The sequence below is a fragment of the Thalassotalea litorea genome, from assembly GCF_005843925.1.
Taxonomy (GTDB): Bacteria; Pseudomonadota; Gammaproteobacteria; order Enterobacterales; family Alteromonadaceae; genus Thalassotalea_A; species Thalassotalea_A litorea_A.
On record NZ_VCBC01000002.1, the window covers coordinates 120344 to 139026 of the forward strand.

An 18683-nucleotide genomic window follows, 5' to 3' on the forward strand; every position below is an offset into this window, starting at 1 on the left:
ATTATAACTGGCCGTCGTGCGGATGAGCAACAATATCGAGGCTCGCCGAGGAAATTACCGGGTGTATTCAAACCCGGTAATTGTTATAATCGCGGCCACGATTATTGAATTCCACACGGTTTTAAACGTCCTAAGTTATGTCGCAAATCGATACCTTATCTGAGCTATTGCAGCTTTCCAAGAGCAACTACAAAGTCTTTGACCTTGGCCGCAAAGTCGAAAAAATATCCAAATCCGATTTTGAGCGCATGGAACAGGCAATGCTGCCTTATCCGACGCCATTGCAAGGCCATGCGCATCTGGCCGTTGTGTTTTGGCAACAGCGACCGGAAAAACCGTATATCTGGTTTATCAAGTTACCCTTGGATGAACGAGGATTACTTAATCAAGCCGCCCGTAATCATTTTATCGCCATCATCATTGAAGCGCTTGGCAATGACTTAACCGTTGACCCTAGCGAGAAGCAGGAAGAATTGTTGAAAGGGAATCCATACAATTTTACTCCTTCGCAGTACAAGCTGGCGACGCTTAACGCCACCTTAACCTTTGAATTTAAACAACCGGCTTCGCAATACCTTGAACTTTGCCGTTCCTATTTGAGCGGTGATCTTGGCTGGGACAACTGGCAAGGTATCGGTGTTCAGGGTTTATGTGACTTTGCCGTGCGAATTCAAGACAATGATAATGCTGAGCTGTTATCAAAGGCGCTGCCAAACCTTCCTGAACAAGTATTTACGCCTTTAAGCGTCGCTCTTGAAAATCAGCAACTTCCGGTTGCATTGATTGATAAACTGCAACAGCTGGCGAATACAGAGTTACAAAATCACGACATCGATATCGCCAAACTCAGCGCCATTATTCGCGCAATGAGTGGTAATGCGCTTCACCCGATGTTTTTGCAGCTTACTGATATTCTGCTCGCAGAAAAACGTTGTCAACAACTAGAGCTTTTTGTCGCCATTTCCGGGCGGGGTTGGATGGCTTTAGCGGATTACCCACGGATGCAGCGATTCTTAGAAGCCATTGTCGAGTTTGTTGATCAACCAACTTTCTTCGCTGTGTTCCAAGATCTGGTGGCATTACCCATGATCCGTCCAATTCTATTACAGGTAATTCGTTCAGCGGACAGAAGTAAGGCCCTGGAAATTGCCATCGGTGAGCTAATTAACACGATGCAAAAACAAGCATAAGGATAAAAATAATGGCTGAGATTTATGTCGCACTCGTCGGTTTTCTAATTATTTGGTATTTGTTTTTTGTTCGCAAAGTGGCAGAGACTGCTCGCATATTTGCAAGCAAGCACTGTAATCAACAAGGTCTGCAGTTTATCTCCATTGCCCGCACGTCATCGCGTTGGACCGTAAACAAGCGCCAAGGCTTGCATCTGGTTAGTGTGTTCGAATTTGAGTTTTCTGGTGATAACTTATCTAGCTATGTCGGCACGGTACAAATGCGTGGCAATCGCTTAGAAAACATCGAACTACCGCCCTATAGCATTTCTTAAAACCTCCACGATATTCGATTGTCATATCAGACTTTCGAAAAAGTACCTTAATGATTTTCAATGCATTAATGTACAAAGACTATTTTGAGAATACTGCAGTGAATAAAAAACCTCGCTAAAAGCGAGGCTTTTATATATCTGAGAGGCTGCAATAACTAAACTTTACGTCTCGATAATTGCAATAAACACAAGCTAAGTAAGGCCAAAATCGCTAACGGTGATGTAATTCCGCCTCCGCTATTGCCTCCACCGGCTTTTGGTGGCTGACCGCTAGCATTGACGACAATTGGAATATCGAAGGTTAAACTCAGTCCGTCTCGCTCAGTGGCAACGACGGTGATGGTATAAGTACCTTTTTTAGCAATTGCCCCTTGTATCGTGCGACCATTCAACAGTTCCATTCCCGAAGGCAGGTTAGAAACTGAAAAGTCCAGTAAACCGCGGTCGGGGTCGTAGGCAATTTCAAGTAGCTCGCCTTGATACAATTCGTTGGCTTTCAGGTATTGAGTAGTAAGTGGTGCATATAAGTCAGGCGCATCATTCACATTGACTAATTTAATCGTAAAGTTACTACTGCGTTGAATTTGATTTTCGTGCCACTTTGCCTTGATCCGAAGGTTAGATGCAAATCCCTCATCATCAAACATATCATCATTATCCAACGTGCCAGACAGTACTTTTCCATCCCATTTTAAATTTCGATGATTAAAATTAGTTTCATCAAATCCAGAATTCAGCGACAGCGTAATATCACCTGGCTTCAAATTTAAAAAATGGTCTGAAAAATCAATATGCAGCGGCTGATCCTGAACACCTTCTACAGATAAACTCGATAACGTTCTTTTATCGACAAAAGGTTGCGTATCTACAAATTCAAAAGTGCGAATTTCAGGCAAAGCGCCATGATAAAGCGCAAAGCCTTTTGAATCGTCAACGACGATATAAGATACGTATCCATCACTATTTAAATTGTTGACTTGCTTACTCCGATAAAAACCAAAATCTTTTGTGTCAAAAACCCAAGCCCAGCCAATATAATCAATAAAGTAATCGTTCGAATGCGATCCTTGCAAACCTTGACCTATATTAAAGGCAGAGCGTGCCGCTTGCTGCGACTCCCAGGATGAGCTGGTTTCATTAAATTGATAATAAAACTTTGATGAATAGTTGTAATCAATCAACACATTATTTTGGTCAAAATGGAGCACATTATCAACGCCAAGATAACGAGTTTCATGCTCATCTTTTTCCAATTTAATTTCACTTTCGACTACAAACTGTTCTAGTTCATTATCAAAGGACAATATCGGCATCGTCGTTCGATGTGCCAGTGTTACGTCAATGTCACGTTTGGAGGCGAACAATAATTTGTAGGAATCTCCCAAACGAACGAACTGATAGTCCGAACTACCGGAATTAAATAGCTGATGTTGTAAAAATGGAGAGCTCTGACAATCAATATTTGCGGTTAACTCTTCGATTTTACAAATACTGATATCAAATGCCTGCTCTCTGGAATAATGTAATGCAACAATAGTGGTGTCATTGACAATGATTGACTGCAAAACCGCACTAATTTCGCCATTTAAGGTCAAGTTAACTTCTTGCTTTAGTTTAAATTCTTCACCGTCTAGTTGCATACGTAACAAGGTCGAACTCGCGTCTGTGTTGCTGCGTACCAAGAAGAAATAGCTCTCTAGGGTATATCCAACATATTCCATCTGGCTGACGTTTTGAATGGTGTCATTTTGAGAGATATGTGAACGAGCGCGATAGCTAATATCATTGGTAGGTGGCTGATAATTCCACACAAAAAATTCATTATCACCAAATAACATTAACTGATTCGTTTCGCTTTCAAAAAAGCTGTTTTGTTGCCCAAGAGAGCTAGGTAACTTTCCTGAAAAACCACCAACAACGCGTTTCTCAGTATCGCGAAGAACATTGCCATTAAACTCAATAAGTTTAGTTTCATTGGCATCAAAATCAGGAACCATGAGAAGTTTGTTATTTAAAAAATGGTGGATGCCGATACTTACTATTCCCGAGTTCTGGCGAACCGGTTGTAAGTTTTGCCAGTCGATACGAACAAGTTTATCGCCTTCAACGTGATAGTCGAGATTGTCAGGTGAAGCTGTTGCCGCAGTATACTCCGTGTCTGCTTCAAACTTGTTTTCAACGACCTCGTTCACCGAAAAAATAAATTCCATCCGAGACATTCGAACATAAACTAAGTTTTCCAATGAATTTATCTTAGTTAAGTACAGGCTATTATTTACGTAATCGAAACTATCATCCAATACAGTGGTTTGATGCAGTAATTGTTCCCCAATTCCATTTTCAAAATCGAGCTGATACTTTAAAAACTTAAAAGTTCTCTGGTAGACAGATACAATCCAAAGCTGATCGCTTAAGACATCGAAATAGTACTGTTCAGATTCACGTAACTGTTTTTCAGGGATGGGTATGTCAAATGACTTCGTCAATATACCCGAATCATCTAAATGTAAAACATAGCCTTTCTGTTCTTCATGGTAGTAGTCATATGCAAGAAAGTAAGACGCTTTCAGTGGTTTAATGGAGAAGTTTTCAGACAAGGTCAGCGGAAGAGGTAAGGATTCAATGAAGGATACATGGCCATCACCGGTAACCGAAAAGCGGTGATAATTTCGTCTTGAGAAAACGATTAGGTACTGATCAATAATTTCAACGGCGGTTACCTCGTCACTCGGCATTTCGATATCTAGGTTTTGTACCAAACGATATCGATTTTCCGCTTCAGAATATACCTTTAACTTCAAGTGGTTTACTTTGTTAATTCGTTCAAAGCTCGCGGAATATAACGTATTCGAAGTTGCGTCATACACCGTATTTTTTTGAACAATGGCACTTTCATTTACGACCGAAGAGATTTCCCTGTATATATTTTCATTGCTCCATGCATTAAAACTTAACATTCCCAAAAGGAATAAGATTATTATGCGCATTGGCTGACCTATCTTAATTATTTGTTTTTAATCATTAATTGTTTTTCAACTCCGAATAGATGGATAAGTCCATTTTTCGGACAAAAAAAAACCTCAGCATTTCTGCTAAGGCTTTCCTTAATAAATGGTGCCGACTGCCGGAGTCGAACTGGCGACCTACTGATTACAAGTCAGTTGCTCTACCAACTGAGCTAAGTCGGCACACAAAACTGTGTGCGATAAAAGGTAAACTTTTATCTTGGCACCAAGTTACTGTCATCTACATTTAGAAACAATAACTTTTAAAAATGGTGCCCAGAGGCGGAATCGAACCACCGACACGGGGATTTTCAATCCCCTGCTCTACCGACTGAGCTATCTGGGCAAATCATGTTTAAGGGCAATCCCCTGTATGTTTAAGGGCTTCCCCTGCTGTCCTTGAGGACGGGCGCTATTAAACGTTTTTTCGTGCGCCCCGTCAACCTCTTTTTTTACTATTTTTTCTGTTCGCTTAATTTAAAAGCAAGGTGCACTATTAATGAACAATAATTTACAGGAATATTACTTTTGCGGGGTATAACCTTCAATTTCAGGCTCTTTACCTTCAAACAGGAACGCCACCATCGTTTCTTCCAAATACTTACGGTCTTCGGCATTCATCATCGACAGCTTGTGTTCGTTGATCAGCATAGTCTGCTTCTTCTGCCACAACGTCCAGGCGGTTTTACCTATGTTGTCAAAGATTCGTTTACCAATTTCACCCGGGTAAAATTGAAAATCCAAACCGTCATCTTCTTTTTTTAAATGTTGGCAAAATACCGTACGACCCATTATGTGCTCTCTTTACTGGTTGTTAACTTGGCTAATAAGGTTTTGCTTGATGCGGCCAAACCTATATCGGCACCGTGTTGCAGATGGTACCAAAGCTGGCCTTGGTGATCATTAATAATTGTCGGTTGTTTGTGGATTTGCAATTTTACCGGCACAATATCCAGATGAAAATGGCTAAAGGTATGACGAAACTCGTCTAGTATTTCCTGAGAATCCACTTCCAGACCGAGGTTTTTGCCAATATCGGTTATTTGTTCCGGTTGTTCCGCTTCGTAAAAACTCCATAAACCGCCCCAAATACCCGACTGCGGGCGCTTATACATCAGTACCTGCTCACCATCGGTAAACATTAACATATAGGTACGTTTTATCGGTTTGTCTTTTTTGGGTTTCTTACCTGGGTATTCATCCGTTGTGCCGCTGCGTTGCGCTTTGCAGTCTTTGGCAACGGGACATGCTTCACAACGAGGCTTACCGCGGGTACAAACCGTTGCTCCCAGGTCCATCATCGCCTGATTGTAATCCGCCGCCTGTTTTAACGGTGTTAACATTTCGCTGTGCTCCCACAGCGCCTTGTCGTACTGACTTTGTCCAGAATATCCAGGTTGTGTGTAATAGCGAGCTAAAACCCGTTTAACATTACCATCAAGGATTGGATGGGACTGGTTGAGCGATAGCGACAATATCGCACCGGCGGTGGAGCGGCCAATGCCCGGCAATGCAATCACAGATTCAATATCTTGTGGGAACTCACCATCATACTCATCACGAATTATCTTCGCCGCTTTATGTAGGTTTCGAGCTCTGGCGTAATAGCCAAGACCGGTCCAGTGATGTAAGACGGTGTCTTCATCGGCGTTGGCCAAATCCACAACGGTAGGGAATGACTTCATAAACCTTTGATAATAAGGGATGACTGTTGCGACTTGAGTCTGTTGCAGCATAATTTCAGAAATCCAGACTCGGTAAGGAGTTTTGTTTTGCTGCCAGGGAAAGTGTTTACGCCCCTGGTCTTTAAACCAGGACAACACAAGTGAGCTAAACGACATACATTCTACAATTTTGTTTTTTCATCATTGTACCTGTAACGCATTATCGCGCCAATAGTGCTTGACCCGCTATTGGTGTTTTTAAACGGTGATTTTTGATCAGGTTTATTAATCAGTTTTTCATATCATGCGTTTAAACGTTGTCTGTCGCCCTTTTGACCCATCCCTGTTTACTTGAGTTTTGAAAGCAAAACAAAGATAATACGCCGCGCCTTAAAGCGCTATGCTTAGTATGAGAATACGTCAAATCATTGCTTATTCTTGCGTACATATACAGGCTTAACCCCATTATCATTTATCGATAAACCAATTGAGTGCAATTCATGAGTAACGACAGAACCCATAAAACCGTAGAACAAGCAGAAGCGGAAGGTAAATACATTCGTAAAGTTCGCAGCTTTGTCAAACGCGAAGGCAGGCTGACTAAAGGTCAGGCCAAAGCTTTGGAGACTTTATGGGATACCATGGGTTTAGATCACAGCAAAGGCATGTTGGATTTAAACAAAGAGTTTAACAATGACAATCCCATTACCTTGGAAATTGGCTTTGGCATGGGCAAATCGTTAGTAGAAATGGCAAAAGCTGCACCGGATCGTAACTTTATCGGTATCGAAGTTCACCGCCCAGGCGTTGGTGCCTGCCTGGCACTTGCCGAAGCCGAAGGGGTGAGTAATTTAAAAGTGTACGAGCACGATGCTATCGAAATTCTTGCGGATTGTATTCCCAAGCAATCTGTCGATACGGTGCAGTTGTTCTTCCCGGATCCCTGGCACAAAGCCCGTCACCATAAACGTCGCATCGTAAAGCCTGAATTTATTGAAAGCATTCGTCAAATACTGAAAATGGATGGTGTGTTTCATATGGCGACTGACTGGGAAAACTATGCGGAGTGTATGCTCGATGATATGCGCCAAGCTGAGCATTTTGAAAACCTGTCAACGACTAACGATTACGTGCCGCGCCCGGACAATCGCCCACTCACTAAATTTGAAAACCGTGGACAAAACCTAGGCCACGGTGTGTGGGACTTACAATTCAAACGCATTAGCTAACGTATTTCATCGGCAGACCACAAGGACAAGCAATTCCAGACTTGTGGTTTGTCTCTAGCTTCAGCCTATCGCCACAAAGCGTGTAAGACATATCTCACAACAGAGTGCGATAACTACCGCAATTTTTCCTTTCAATTGGGCCCCCTTTTCCCTTTATCCCTTTTAAAATAAGCGTTTCCCAGTTTTTAACGGATTATGACAAATTTATGACAGTAAAGAATCGAAAAAAACTCGCTATTTTTTGCGATCGCTTACGTCAATAATTAAATCGTCAGGATGACAGAGAGGTTCAGGATGAGCCGGCAAGGAAGCAACAATTCTTTTTTAAGCGCAAGCTTAAAAAAAATGCTCGCAACAGGATAGGTCTTTCAATCACAGATTGATTTGACTCCTAACAAAAACAAAGTTATCCACTGAGCGAGTTTAAACCAAAAATAACAGATGTATTGGATGAAAGGATACTGGTTCACCAAGTCGTAATTAATGGCTTAAACAGAACTCTAAAGCAACAGGATGCTTAAGTTTAAGATATGGGGCGTTTTCGCCCCTTTTTTTATGCACTTCGGATAAAACCGCACTAGACTCTAATAAATAGACTTCGGCTGAATTCCGAAATACCAATAATACTAAGATAATACATCGGCCAGCAGACCCTCGCCTGTAGCTCGCCAATCAAAATAATGAAACGACATTTTTGCATTAGCGACAACTTATCCCACTTACACTTGTTCTCACTGGAGTTAGAGCAAAAAGGCTTTTTGGCGCCTCAGTTTCGCATACTCAGTGAACAAACCGGTATCAATCAATTAAAAACCTATTTCCCCAGTGGACTCTATTGGTTTATTAACCTCTACCGCTCGGAAATTCATACTATTTTTTGGTATTTCATCGCCAGCGTGCTGCTTTACCTTGGCTATATGCTCGGACTAACCAATACCGATGCTGGCTGGATCCCGCTAATCGCAATTATCATTGTCTTTGTTGCATTAACCACCGTTTTGAGTGCCCCGGATGGCAAAGATTCCATTTTGATCAACCGGCAAAGACTGACCCAGGAATTAGAGTCGGGAAAACACGTGCTATTGCTAGAAGTGGAAGAAGAACAGGAAGTGACCCTATTCCAAACCATCATGTTGCACCCTGAGCTGGAGTTCGGCGAGTTGAAGGAATAAATCGCGCTCCAAAAGCGCTAACAAATATTGGTTCTTTTGATAAATCAGGATGGAATTACTCGAAATGGTCGGTTCAATATTTCGCTTTTACATCATCAATAAATTTTTGCCAGATCTCATCGGGTTGCCAAATCGCCAGTAAATCTTTCTTCGCTATCGCTTCGGATTCATTTAGTTGCGTTACTCTGTATAGGTAGGTAAACGCTGCTCCGCGCCAGTTTAATTTACAATGAGTAAGGGTAATCCCATCGTTTCCATCGGACAATTGCATCAACGTCACGTAATGTTCGAAATCTTCAACCCTTGGATTTTCCCATACGACGGGAATATTGTGGTAGGTAAGCCCCAATTTTGCCATTAACGCAGATTCTTCGCTACGATCCGATGGGATCAAATCGATAACCTTGGTCACTCCGATTGCCTGCAATGCTTCAAACTGCTGTTGATTGGGCTGGCCAGAGCTCATCATACTCTCGTTATTCACCTGAAAGTTTTCCAAACCCGATAGCCTTGAATATGACTCGGTTTCGTCGGCTGTTACCAGGTTGACGCTGGCAAGATAAAGCCCGGTAAGCGCAAACAGATGTAACAAATACTTCACCATGGATTGTCCTCTCCCAATGATTGTTTAACGTCCGCAAACACTATGCCTGACCTGCATTTGCACAATAAACTCGCCAAAATTAATTGTCGATACCCGCCGCCCAATGAATTCCGCCACTAAGATGCTGCAAGAATTCGGGGCTTTGATAAGATTCTTTGGTATGCCCTAATCCGGTAAAAAAGGCTCTACCCTGTTCTACGTGGTGCTGCCAAGCTATGGGATGATCCCCCATGGCCCCGGGTCCAGCATCATAACTGTGTTCATCGAGTGACAACAATACGTCCACATCTTTTCTGGGGTTGCGATTAAAGTTATACCACTCATCGCTATGCAACCAGGCGTCATTCAGGTGCTCCGTTGCCAGCTGATCATTGTCTTCAACGACTAATCTCGCCTGTTGTACTTCAGGGTGACTGTTAAATTGTGCCCCCACTAACTGTCCATACCAGGGCCAATCGTGTTCCGTATCGCTGGCAGAATGAACGCCGACAAAACCGCCGCCCGTTGCAATGTAATGCTCAAATGCCGTCTGTTGTTCGTCATCAAGGACGTCGCCTGTGGTATTTAAAAACACCACCACCGCATATCTTCCCAGACCTTCTTTTGAGAAAGCTCTGGCATCTTCAGTAAAACTTAAACGCCAGTTGGCTTGTTCGCCAAGCGTTATTAGGGCTTGCTGACCACTGGCGATGGAATCGTGTCGAAATCCCTTGGTTTTACTGAAAACCAAGATGCGCGCTGGCGCTGCCGTTGTCGCACCAATTTCTTTCTCATTCTTTTTCGTTCCAACGTCTGAACTTCCTTTGGTTACTGATTTTTGACTCGACTGACAACCACTAAATCCCAACACAGCGATCAGACACAACAAATAAACGCCAACAGTTTTCATAGTAAAATTCCATCTTGCAAATGCTATTGTTCGCATTACGAGCTCAAGGAGCATCACTGGCGCTGGTTCAGGCGTCACACCTGATTATTCCCTTTTAAAAACACCAGTATTATCAGCATAATACATTAAAGAGGCGAGAATAAAACCAGACCACTGAATAAAATCATCTATTCCTGGCGTGGTTGCATAGAATTGGCGTTCGCCAGTCGATAAATTCTTCAAGTTGTGGTTCGCATAATAAATTGCCAACGTTTTGCCGTGAAACGATGTGTAACGCAAGAAATTAAACACTCAACACCATTAACGCCTTTTTCTTTCGCAGCGTTTGTTTTATCGTATCCACTCTCCTTTATTGATCAGAACGACTTTAATTAAGAGCCCATAACAATGAAATTATCAATTCCACTGATTTTAAGTGCTTTCATCATAGCTTGCGATTCTAAGCCTCCAGCACAGAGTACTGACGAAGATTCAAAAACCGCAGAGCAATCTCAAACCTTTGAGCAACGTCTTTTGGATTCACAACAACAAATTGAGCAAACTCTAAAAAACGCGGAAAAGCAGGTGACGGATAAACTGCAAAAATCCAAAGACACGCTTGAAAAAAACGTTGATGAACACGTCGCGTCAGTACAGAAATCGATTGATCAACACCTTGACCTATCAGAAATAGATCTGGAAAAAAGTGTAGAAAAATCAAAGCAGAGTGTTGAAGAAACTTTAGAAAAGGGTGAGAAATGGCTGGCTAACGAATTGGAAGAATCGAATGAGTTGAAAGAAAAGCTGAAAAAGTTGGACTCGATATTTTCTGGAAATGGTAAAGAATAGACCTTTCAATCAGATAACATTCGTTTGCAGGTCAAAATCGATTAAGCGACAAGCAGTTAAGGTACCTTTACCTTAACTGCTTCATACGATTACGGCTCTACCTTCTTTGTTTCGTCATAAAGAACTGATAGGAATTAATATCCTGCAGTTTTTGTGAAAAGCTTAAGCCCAACTGCACTAGTTGTGGATCATTGTTATACCCTGCCAGGATCTGTTTTAATCGATTCAGGGCCTCGCGGGTATTTCCAACGCTGTCCAAGCTCAATAGATATACATACACATACTGCACGTTTTCGGTATCTAGTTGCGAGGCTTTTTCGAAGGATTGCAGAGCCGCTTTCTTATCACCGGCGCGAACCAGGTGCATACCATAACCATAGTGCAGCATTGCCGATTTAGGCACAGCCTTAAGACCGGTCTGATAGGTCGTGAGTTCCTTATCCACCTGATTTAACCCGCGGTATAAATCCGCAAGATTGACATACGCAGGATCAAAATATGGGTCGGCAGCAATGGCTTGTTCTAACGCCTGTTGGGCTTTGTTGTATTCACCCAATGCAATATGCAACATACTCTGGTTTAGGCCGCCTTCGCCACGCCAGCGGTTTTGCTCGTTCGCAGTAAACAGCTCGGAAATAGCGTTTGCCAACGATGGCGAAAACTGTACACCTAAGTTTATTACTTGCTGCGCGGCAGCCACTCGCACTGCTTTGTATTCGTCATCAAGAAGGTTCATATATAAACCTTGCTGCTGATCTGCTGGTAGCATAAAGCCCATATGCGCCATCGCCAGGCGAATTAACGGCTCATCCGATTGAATCCAGGGTTTTGCCATCGATTCATTTATCGATTGCGTGGTACCAGGCAATAAACGCAAGGCACTGGCGCGATGAATTTCATTCAATGAATCGCTATTAATAACATTTAGGTGTTGTTGTAAAGTTATCGGGTTGCCATGCTGTAAATTGCGATAATGTAGCTCATCGCTACTCAATGCTTTGGGTTTGCCGTGCAGTTTTCGAAGCTCACTACTCGCCCAGCTATTAGATTTATCGTCATGGCACTTGGTACAGGCATTCGGGCTGGAAAAGCGGCTGCTTAAATCAGGACGCGGGATTTTAAAGCTATGATCTCGCCTGTCATCAACGCCCATATAGGTGGTTTCGCTCATATGACAATCAACACATTGGCCTCCGGGTTGATCCAATGGATGGCCGGTATGCTGCGTTTGTTGATATTTTTCAGGGCTATGACATTGCAAACATAAGCCGTTACCCTCAACCTTGATTTTCATTGTGTGTTTATCATGGCAATCAATACAGTTTACGCCGGCTTTGAACATTTTACTTTGCAAAAAAGAGCCGTAAACATACACTTCTTCTTTGATTTGACCATCGCTGTAGTACAAAGGATGCGCCAGCATACTTGGTGAAAACTGGTCTAGAAATGCGGTACCAGGTGCAATGCCATCAGTAAGTGGTGATCGCAATGAGTGACAGGCAAAGCATGAATCCATGAATTGATTATCTCGTTTCTCGCCTTGCCAACTTGCCACATCTTCACCCGCCATTCTTAACCACTGGCCGATATCCTGATTTGATCTTGTTACGGATGGTGCTTGTACGAGTGCAGAATATGGGTCTGCGCTTTGCGACTGATGATTTTCCATATCGCCATGACAAGACTGGCACCCGACATTGATATTGTCATAGTGGCTGGAAAAAGTATTTTTGCTGGCGTCATAATTGCGAGTTAAGCCGTCGGAGTGACAATCGGCACACATGCCGTTCCAGTTTTGCATCGGTTGTTGCCAATGCAGTCGATCCGCCGATTTAATGTCTTCATCCGCATACATAGGATACCAGCGTTGGCCACCATCGTCTTTGTTGCGACTGTCCCAGGCGAACGGAAATACCTGTAAACGTCCACCATCGGCTTCAATCAAATATTGCTGCAGCGGGAAGTGACCAAAGACAAATTTTGCTTCATATTCAACGACGTTATTTTCATGGTTCAGGGACATGAAATACTTGTTTTGTTTTTGGAAAAATTTCGCCGTCTGGGAAAAGTGCTGAACACTGACACCATTGAAATTGCCGAGTACCGTTTGCTCACTCACTTTCGCCATGGCTTTGGCATGGTCCGATTGCTGCCACGCTGTAACCTGCTGTTGATGGCAATTCGTACATTGTTCCGGCGCACCAGTATTAGCAAGAGTGACACCGCTAAAGGCAATGAAAAGTAGGAAACTGATTAGATAAGTTGAAAATTTCATTATTATTTTTATCTGGGTAATTCTGAAAAATGTTGTGATCCAGACATATCGCCCGAGCCAGAGTTAATACCAATCACACTCACTCCCTACGGGTGAGTTTTAAAGGCGTTTATCCTGCGTTACTGGTTTTGGCCGATTTTGAGATAATGGAATAACCATTCTCTGCAATCAAAGCCTTAATTAAAAGCCTTTAAATTCTCACTGAGTGAGCAATAATTAAATGGGATTGGTATAAGTACTTCATTAAACCACAATTTATTGAAACTACCCTATGGCTTTCGGGTATTAAAGTCAAAAAAATCCCGCCGAAGCGGGATTTTAACTTAAGTGAAGTGTCTTTGATTTAACCGGTTATCGTACCGAACGTCTTCTTAGTGCAAGAGGAAGCATTAACAGGGTGAGCCACGCTAAAGCACCACCTGATTTTTTCTTCTCTTTCTTCTCTTCTTCCGGATAGATACAGCTACCGTTATCATCGGTTGCATTTTCATCGAAGTTGTTGGCATTTGCATCCGTACAACCATATTCAATGCCATCAGACAGAACCGTCAGCATAAAGCTGGCACTTGCCATATCGCTCGGATTTGACGCATCAGCAACCGTTACTGTCACCATGGTTTCACCATGGAAATCCAGTTCAGGCAACAATGAGAACGTACCGCCCGGCTGATGACTGTGAATTTCCGCTGTAACGTTATCACCGCTCACGGTAACGATATTGCTACGATTATCCGCATCTGCATAGGAGATCAGAAGATCATTTACCGATTCGTTCTCGTTGATCGTTAAGTCAGGATATACGCCCATGGTCAGGTTACCATTAACGGTAATTGCCTGTTGGACTTCAACCGTCGCGATACCTTCAACGTCGCTCGTCGTGTTGATGTTCAGATCTTTACCGGCTGCATCTTCATCTACGCGAGCTTGTAGGGTCACCTCAAACCGACTCATCTGCGGGCCAACATAGTCATAACAAAGCACCAGACCATTCGATAATTTCTCATCGATATCATCGAAGGCGTACTGAGTGCCGGAATAACCATCCAGAGGACCAAAGGTAGAGCGAATGCCGGAATAACCATGGATACCCACAGTACCAGCGCTTTGACCTGCGAAATCGAGGTTATCATAAGCCATGATCACTTCATACTGACCAGCACCAAACTGGTAAGGACCTAAGTTGAAAATCACCTCAAAGTCGTAACGGTCGGTATTATTCTCAACCACGTTTTCCTGCAAAATCCAATCCCAGTATGACGATTGCGAACGGACATTATCCCACTCAACAATCACGGTCTGATCTTCAGTGTAAGCAAAGGTAATACCTGAGTTTAACTCGCTATCCCAAATATTTGGCTCATACGGCGTACCAAACGCTTGTCCAAAGAACTCACCTTTCCAAAGCGGTGCTACCATAGCATCTGGGAAGTTCGTCATTGGGAATGGCATGTGGAATGGGAAGAACAGCGGCAGATCATCGAACTGCAGATATCCCATCGGACTCAAGGTAAATTGCGGGTAAGACTGATACTCGTGATTATGATACAAAGAATACGTCGGATTACCGCCCCATAACCAGGCAAATGGTAAGGATAAGTTTTCATTCCAGACGCCACCCCAATCCGGGCCAAAGCCGACTTTAGTTAACAAGTCGATATAACCGCCATCATGATTCGGCAAACCGAATGATGGTGTACGACACATTGCATCCTGTAAGTTAGTTGTTACCAGATACTCAGGTGCCACTTTCGAGGTATCGGCTTGCACGCCACTAACCACAATCGTATTACCGTCAACCATTAGCTGCTCTTCACCAGAGTTATGCAATTGTATTGAATCAGCAATCGGGCTCATGCCTTCAGGTAAGGTCGTGGTCAAGGTAAAATTGCGATCACTACCTGTGGTGTTTTCCATGACATTTATGGTGACATCAACAACATCGCCACCAGCAGCCATAGTTTGACTGGTCTGGATCTGAGTGTCGTCTTTTTCGCGGTTTAAACGATACGGAATTAACCCAAGATCTGCCATGTTATTGGCATCAGAGCCTAACTCCATTGCGCCGTAATAGATATCGCCGGACATCATGTCCATGTTCCACTCAACATCTAACTCGAATGAAGATGCACCATCATAGCTTTGCGGACCACTTACCTGAATGCTGTCGGATAAGTCATTACCAACAACTGCCGTTGCTACCGTATAGGTATCCACTGGAATCGGCTGAGATGGATCCCACCAGTTTTTCCAGTTATGGAAGACAACCCAGTATTTACCCGCATCCGGGTTATTGATGTTACAGAAATCATTTCGTAAATCGCTTAACGAGATACAAATTGCTTCTTCATCCATCTGTACCATGTTATCGCCATTGGCATCGATACCAACGATAATATCTAAGTCACCACGAATGTAATCTTCAATTGCGGTGGTATCATCAGAGCTAATCACCTCGGCGATCAAACGCTTGCTACCTGCTGGCACATCAACCCAATGTGTATAGGTAGATTCATCAAGCACACCACTGATAAACGGTGAAACTGAGGTTTGTGCCTGAGGTAAGGAAAAACTCGTCAAGTCCGCTTTTTTCTCCTTGTAGCTCGTGACATTCAGATTTTTGAAGTTTGCACTTGTCAGGCTACGTAACGTGTATACATCGTTATTACGGTGTGCCGACATGGTGATGTTTTCAGGTAACGTACCGTGGTTGTATTTCAAAGCAACCGGTATATAACTATCGGCACTTTGTTGATTATCTTCTTTGATAACCACGCTACCATGAACTTCTACTTCGGAATTGTTGATGGCCGATTGTGAATCGAGTATTTTCGCTTCAAAAACAACCGATTGCTTCTGGCCTTTTTTCAGTGCAAAGCTTGAAGGGTAAGATGCCAGCTGTACCGAGTATTCGCCGGTTTGCGTTTCTACCGTCCAGCTGCCGTCATGAGTGGCTTCAAACGTGCGTACCCAGCTACAGCTACCTTTACAGTTAAAGTTCACCAATTCTGGCATATTCAAGGCTTTCACATCACCGCCGTTTTGCGGATTAGCAAGCATGAAATTTTCGGATGTTTCATCCAGAATAAGGCCCGCAGACGCTGCCGCGGCCACATCGACTCGACCAGAACCTGCACGATAAATACCAGCCTGGGTAATACCATCCGGCCAGCCCGCATCATAACGAACGTTACGATTGGCAGTCATCATGATCGCGGATTGAATTTGCGTCGCTGTCCAGTCTGGATTTACCTGACGGATAAGCGCTGCTGCACCACTGATATGAGGTGATGCCATCGACGTACCGCTATAAACCGCATATTTGCTCGACAGATTTACAGTTGAGAATGGATGCTCGTCGGCAGCCCCAGCATAAATATCAACACCAGGCGCAGAAATTGACGGGATCAGATGCTCAGGGTTAGTTTGGCTAGGTCCACGAGAGGAAAAGTCCGCCAGCATATCGGCATTATCTGGATTCACATTGCGGTTTATTTCACTGGCTGTGATAGTTGCCATGTGGCCGCTACCGGATTGCAACCAAGGGATCAATGACCACTGTGCATCGCTGCTGATATGTACACCCGGTATCGAGTAAACGTCATTGTTTAACGAATCGCCATATTGGGTGTTATAAAGAACGAAACCGCCAGCACCACCGGCAGCTACGTTATCGGCTTTAGCAACCCGGGCAATATCACCGCGTTTACAAACAACGATTTGATTTTCGGTGAATGTATCCGTTGCAAATGGCTCAAGACAAAGCTCGTCACCATAGTTAGCGGCTAATACGATTTCACCACTGAATTCACCAGAAATACCTTTACCTTCAAACATGCCAGGTGCCGGTGTGTCACCGCCGCTCAAGCTACCTAAAGATTTACCGGTAATATCGATAGTACGTCCAGTAGTTGTTGCGCCAACGGTTAATAACCAAGGTGACGTATGATCTGCAGAAGACATGTATTCGTTGAAGCCATCGGTACCGCTGTTACCCGCTGATGCGGCAACGACTATGCCCGCTTCCTGGGCAGATAGGAAAGCAAGTTCAACGGGGTTTTCCCAAGGGAACTGCTCACTACCACCAATGGAGAAGTTGATAACATCCACACCATCAGCAATGGCATCTTCGATACCCGCTAATAACGCTTCGGTCGGACAACCGGCGTACGGATCACCAGCGCCCCCCGGATAACAAACCTGATAAGAGATAATGTTTGCATGTGGAGCCACCCCCGAAATGGTGCCCATATTCAAACCCGTGTCGATACCATCGCCATCACCTACTTGTGGTACTACATACGGTACATCATAAAGGATGTTACCGGCTGCCGTACTGGCGGTATGGGTACCATGGCCGTTGTAGTCTTCACCATTTTTCGGTCGAATTTGCACCCCTTCCATCCACTCTGGATGATCTGGCGCCTGAAATTCTAATGCGTTATAAACATCGGTAATGACATCATAACTGCGCACACCAATCAGTTTGTCGTTACAAAGACTGACAAATTCGTCCTTAGCACAATCACCGACATAGTTGCCATCACCAAACGGGTTAACATGTTGATAGCCGTCGCCGCCAATGGCAGCAAAAGATGGATGATCGGTATTAATACCGGTATCTAGGACACCAACGATCAGTCCTTCGCCTTGCATTGCTGGCACGCCTTCACCACCCGATTGCCATACTTGCTCGGCACCAATCAGTTGTGGGCCGATATCGGTGTGTAGCTCATGTAAGGTTGAACGAGTTACCGCAGTAACCTGAGGTAAACGGGCCAGTTCACTTGCCTGTTGCTGATTTAACTCAACCGAGAATCCATTGATCGCAACGGTAAACTGCTTTCTCGCTTCAATCGCCATGCCACGAGCGCTTAAATTATCGATAAATTGATTTTGTTTGTTTTTCAGATAATTTTGATAAGCATTGATATCTGTCTTATTTCCAGCACCTGCAAAAAGGTTGAATTTCCCTTGAATGCCTTGGTTATTGGTGTTTGACAGAGCCGTAGCGTTTAACCCCTGAACGCCACCTTGGTATTGAGTAACCGGCGCTTCTTTCATACGCACGATGTAGGTATGGCTACCATCAAGTCCATCTTCCGGACTGAATTTTTCGGCGCTGTTAGCACGGGTAATATGTTGGTTAACATTGTCAGCACGCTTTAATACGTTGTTTTGCGTACGGCTTTGTTGGCGGCGCTGTTGCATCTGCTCGAGCTCCGCTTTATCGAACGGTAATTTTTTTAAACTACCACTGCTTAGTGTTGCTGATGAAGGCTCTGCCAATGTGGCAGCCCCTACTCCTAAGGCATAGCAAGCGCTGGCTATGCAAAGGGAGATAGATTTTAGTTTCATCGTGTTCTCCATGATTGTTATCATTTTTAGTTATGATTATGCGAACCACTCTTACTGGTGGACCACTCATGTTAAACACCATCGCTGTGCAAATACCCGTCAATTATTGTGCAAAATTGTGTACGAAATGGGGTCTGATGTTGTTGCGATTAAGTTGT

12 protein-coding genes and 2 tRNA genes are annotated in these 18683 nt (G+C 43.6%); 5 read left to right on the forward strand and 9 right to left on the reverse strand.

Annotated features, from left to right (window positions below; translation table 11 throughout):
* Nucleotides 1–137 precede the first annotated feature (137 nt).
* Nucleotides 138–1190: a DUF3549 family protein gene (locus tag FE810_RS00955; RefSeq protein WP_138318151.1), complete on the forward strand. Its 1053-nt coding sequence runs from the start codon at nucleotides 138–140 to the stop codon at nucleotides 1188–1190.
* Between the two features lie 11 nt (nucleotides 1191–1201).
* A complete protein-coding gene (locus FE810_RS00960; protein WP_138318152.1) occupies nucleotides 1202–1504 on the forward strand; it encodes a DUF3301 domain-containing protein in 303 nt (100 codons plus the stop codon).
* A 155-nt stretch (nucleotides 1505–1659) separates the two neighbouring features.
* Here the strand turns inward: FE810_RS00960 and FE810_RS00965 are convergent, their stop codons facing one another.
* The 5 genes from FE810_RS00965 to mutY all read right to left on the reverse strand — a co-directional run bounded on the left by FE810_RS00965 (nucleotide 1660) and on the right by mutY (nucleotide 6350).
* On the reverse strand, nucleotides 1660–4491 hold the full coding sequence (locus FE810_RS00965; RefSeq protein ID WP_138318153.1) for a hypothetical protein: 2832 nt from the start codon (nucleotides 4489–4491) through the stop codon (nucleotides 1660–1662).
* Between the two features lie 125 nt (nucleotides 4492–4616).
* Nucleotides 4617–4692: transfer RNA gene (locus FE810_RS00970), tRNA-Thr, on the reverse strand.
* 87 nt (nucleotides 4693–4779) lie between these two features.
* Nucleotides 4780–4855, reverse strand: a tRNA-Phe gene (locus tag FE810_RS00975).
* Between the two features lie 176 nt (nucleotides 4856–5031).
* The gene (locus FE810_RS00980) at nucleotides 5032–5301 is read right to left on the reverse strand and encodes an oxidative damage protection protein (RefSeq protein WP_138318154.1); all 270 of its coding nucleotides are present in this window, start codon (nucleotides 5299–5301) and stop codon (nucleotides 5032–5034) included.
* A complete protein-coding gene (gene mutY / locus FE810_RS00985; RefSeq protein ID WP_138318155.1) occupies nucleotides 5301–6350 on the reverse strand; it encodes an A/G-specific adenine glycosylase in 1050 nt (349 codons plus the stop codon). The genes FE810_RS00980 and mutY overlap by 1 nt, the downstream gene beginning before the upstream one ends.
* Before the next feature lie 323 nt (nucleotides 6351–6673).
* Here mutY and trmB point away from each other — a divergent pair, with 323 nt between their 5' ends.
* Complete coding sequence (gene trmB / locus FE810_RS00990; protein ID WP_138318156.1) at nucleotides 6674–7402, forward strand: tRNA (guanosine(46)-N7)-methyltransferase TrmB; 729 nt, start codon at nucleotides 6674–6676, stop codon at nucleotides 7400–7402.
* A 680-nt stretch (nucleotides 7403–8082) separates the two neighbouring features.
* Nucleotides 8083–8574: a hypothetical protein gene (locus FE810_RS00995; RefSeq protein WP_138318157.1), complete on the forward strand. Its 492-nt coding sequence runs from the start codon at nucleotides 8083–8085 to the stop codon at nucleotides 8572–8574.
* A 73-nt stretch (nucleotides 8575–8647) separates the two neighbouring features.
* Here FE810_RS00995 and FE810_RS01000 read toward each other — a convergent pair whose 3' ends face one another.
* Both FE810_RS01000 and FE810_RS01005 read right to left on the reverse strand, forming a co-directional pair.
* Nucleotides 8648–9178, reverse strand: a complete 531-nt coding sequence (locus tag FE810_RS01000) for a protein tyrosine phosphatase family protein (protein WP_138318158.1) — start codon at nucleotides 9176–9178, stop codon at nucleotides 8648–8650.
* A gap of 79 nt (nucleotides 9179–9257) precedes the next feature.
* Nucleotides 9258–10067 (reverse strand): ThuA domain-containing protein, encoded by an 810-nt coding sequence (locus tag FE810_RS01005; protein WP_138318159.1) that lies wholly within the window; start codon nucleotides 10065–10067, stop codon nucleotides 9258–9260.
* A 387-nt stretch (nucleotides 10068–10454) separates the two neighbouring features.
* On the opposite strand from FE810_RS01005, the gene FE810_RS01010 reads away from it, so the two are divergent.
* The gene (locus FE810_RS01010; RefSeq protein WP_138318160.1) at nucleotides 10455–10895 is read left to right on the forward strand and encodes a hypothetical protein; all 441 of its coding nucleotides are present in this window, start codon (nucleotides 10455–10457) and stop codon (nucleotides 10893–10895) included.
* Between the two features lie 97 nt (nucleotides 10896–10992).
* On the opposite strand, the gene FE810_RS01015 is transcribed toward FE810_RS01010, so the two are convergent.
* Together FE810_RS01015 and FE810_RS01020 are read right to left on the reverse strand one after the other, a co-directional pair.
* A complete protein-coding gene (locus tag FE810_RS01015) occupies nucleotides 10993–13170 on the reverse strand; it encodes a multiheme c-type cytochrome (protein WP_138318161.1) in 2178 nt (725 codons plus the stop codon).
* 351 nt (nucleotides 13171–13521) lie between these two features.
* Entirely contained in the window at nucleotides 13522–18525 is a 5004-nt protein-coding gene (locus tag FE810_RS01020) for a S8 family serine peptidase (RefSeq protein WP_171022177.1), read from the reverse strand.
* Nucleotides 18526–18683 lie beyond the last annotated feature (158 nt).

Coding starts and splice junctions, on each gene's coding strand:
- trmB (WP_138318156.1), top strand. CDS start 6,674: ATGAGTAACGACAGAACCCATAAAACCGTAGAACAAGCAGAAGCGGAA.
- FE810_RS01000 (WP_138318158.1), bottom strand. CDS start 9,178: ATGGTGAAGTATTTGTTACATCTGTTTGCGCTTACCGGGCTTTATCTT.
- FE810_RS00995 (WP_138318157.1), top strand. CDS start 8,083: ATGAAACGACATTTTTGCATTAGCGACAACTTATCCCACTTACACTTG.
- FE810_RS00955 (WP_138318151.1), top strand. CDS start 138: ATGTCGCAAATCGATACCTTATCTGAGCTATTGCAGCTTTCCAAGAGC.
- FE810_RS01020 (WP_171022177.1), bottom strand. CDS start 18,525: ATGAAACTAAAATCTATCTCCCTTTGCATAGCCAGCGCTTGCTATGCC.
- mutY (WP_138318155.1), bottom strand. CDS start 6,350: ATGTCGTTTAGCTCACTTGTGTTGTCCTGGTTTAAAGACCAGGGGCGT.
- FE810_RS00965 (WP_138318153.1), bottom strand. CDS start 4,491: ATGCGCATAATAATCTTATTCCTTTTGGGAATGTTAAGTTTTAATGCA.
- FE810_RS00980 (WP_138318154.1), bottom strand. CDS start 5,301: ATGGGTCGTACGGTATTTTGCCAACATTTAAAAAAAGAAGATGACGGT.
- FE810_RS01010 (WP_138318160.1), top strand. CDS start 10,455: ATGAAATTATCAATTCCACTGATTTTAAGTGCTTTCATCATAGCTTGC.
- FE810_RS01005 (WP_138318159.1), bottom strand. CDS start 10,067: ATGAAAACTGTTGGCGTTTATTTGTTGTGTCTGATCGCTGTGTTGGGA.
- FE810_RS01015 (WP_138318161.1), bottom strand. CDS start 13,170: ATGAAATTTTCAACTTATCTAATCAGTTTCCTACTTTTCATTGCCTTT.
- FE810_RS00960 (WP_138318152.1), top strand. CDS start 1,202: ATGGCTGAGATTTATGTCGCACTCGTCGGTTTTCTAATTATTTGGTAT.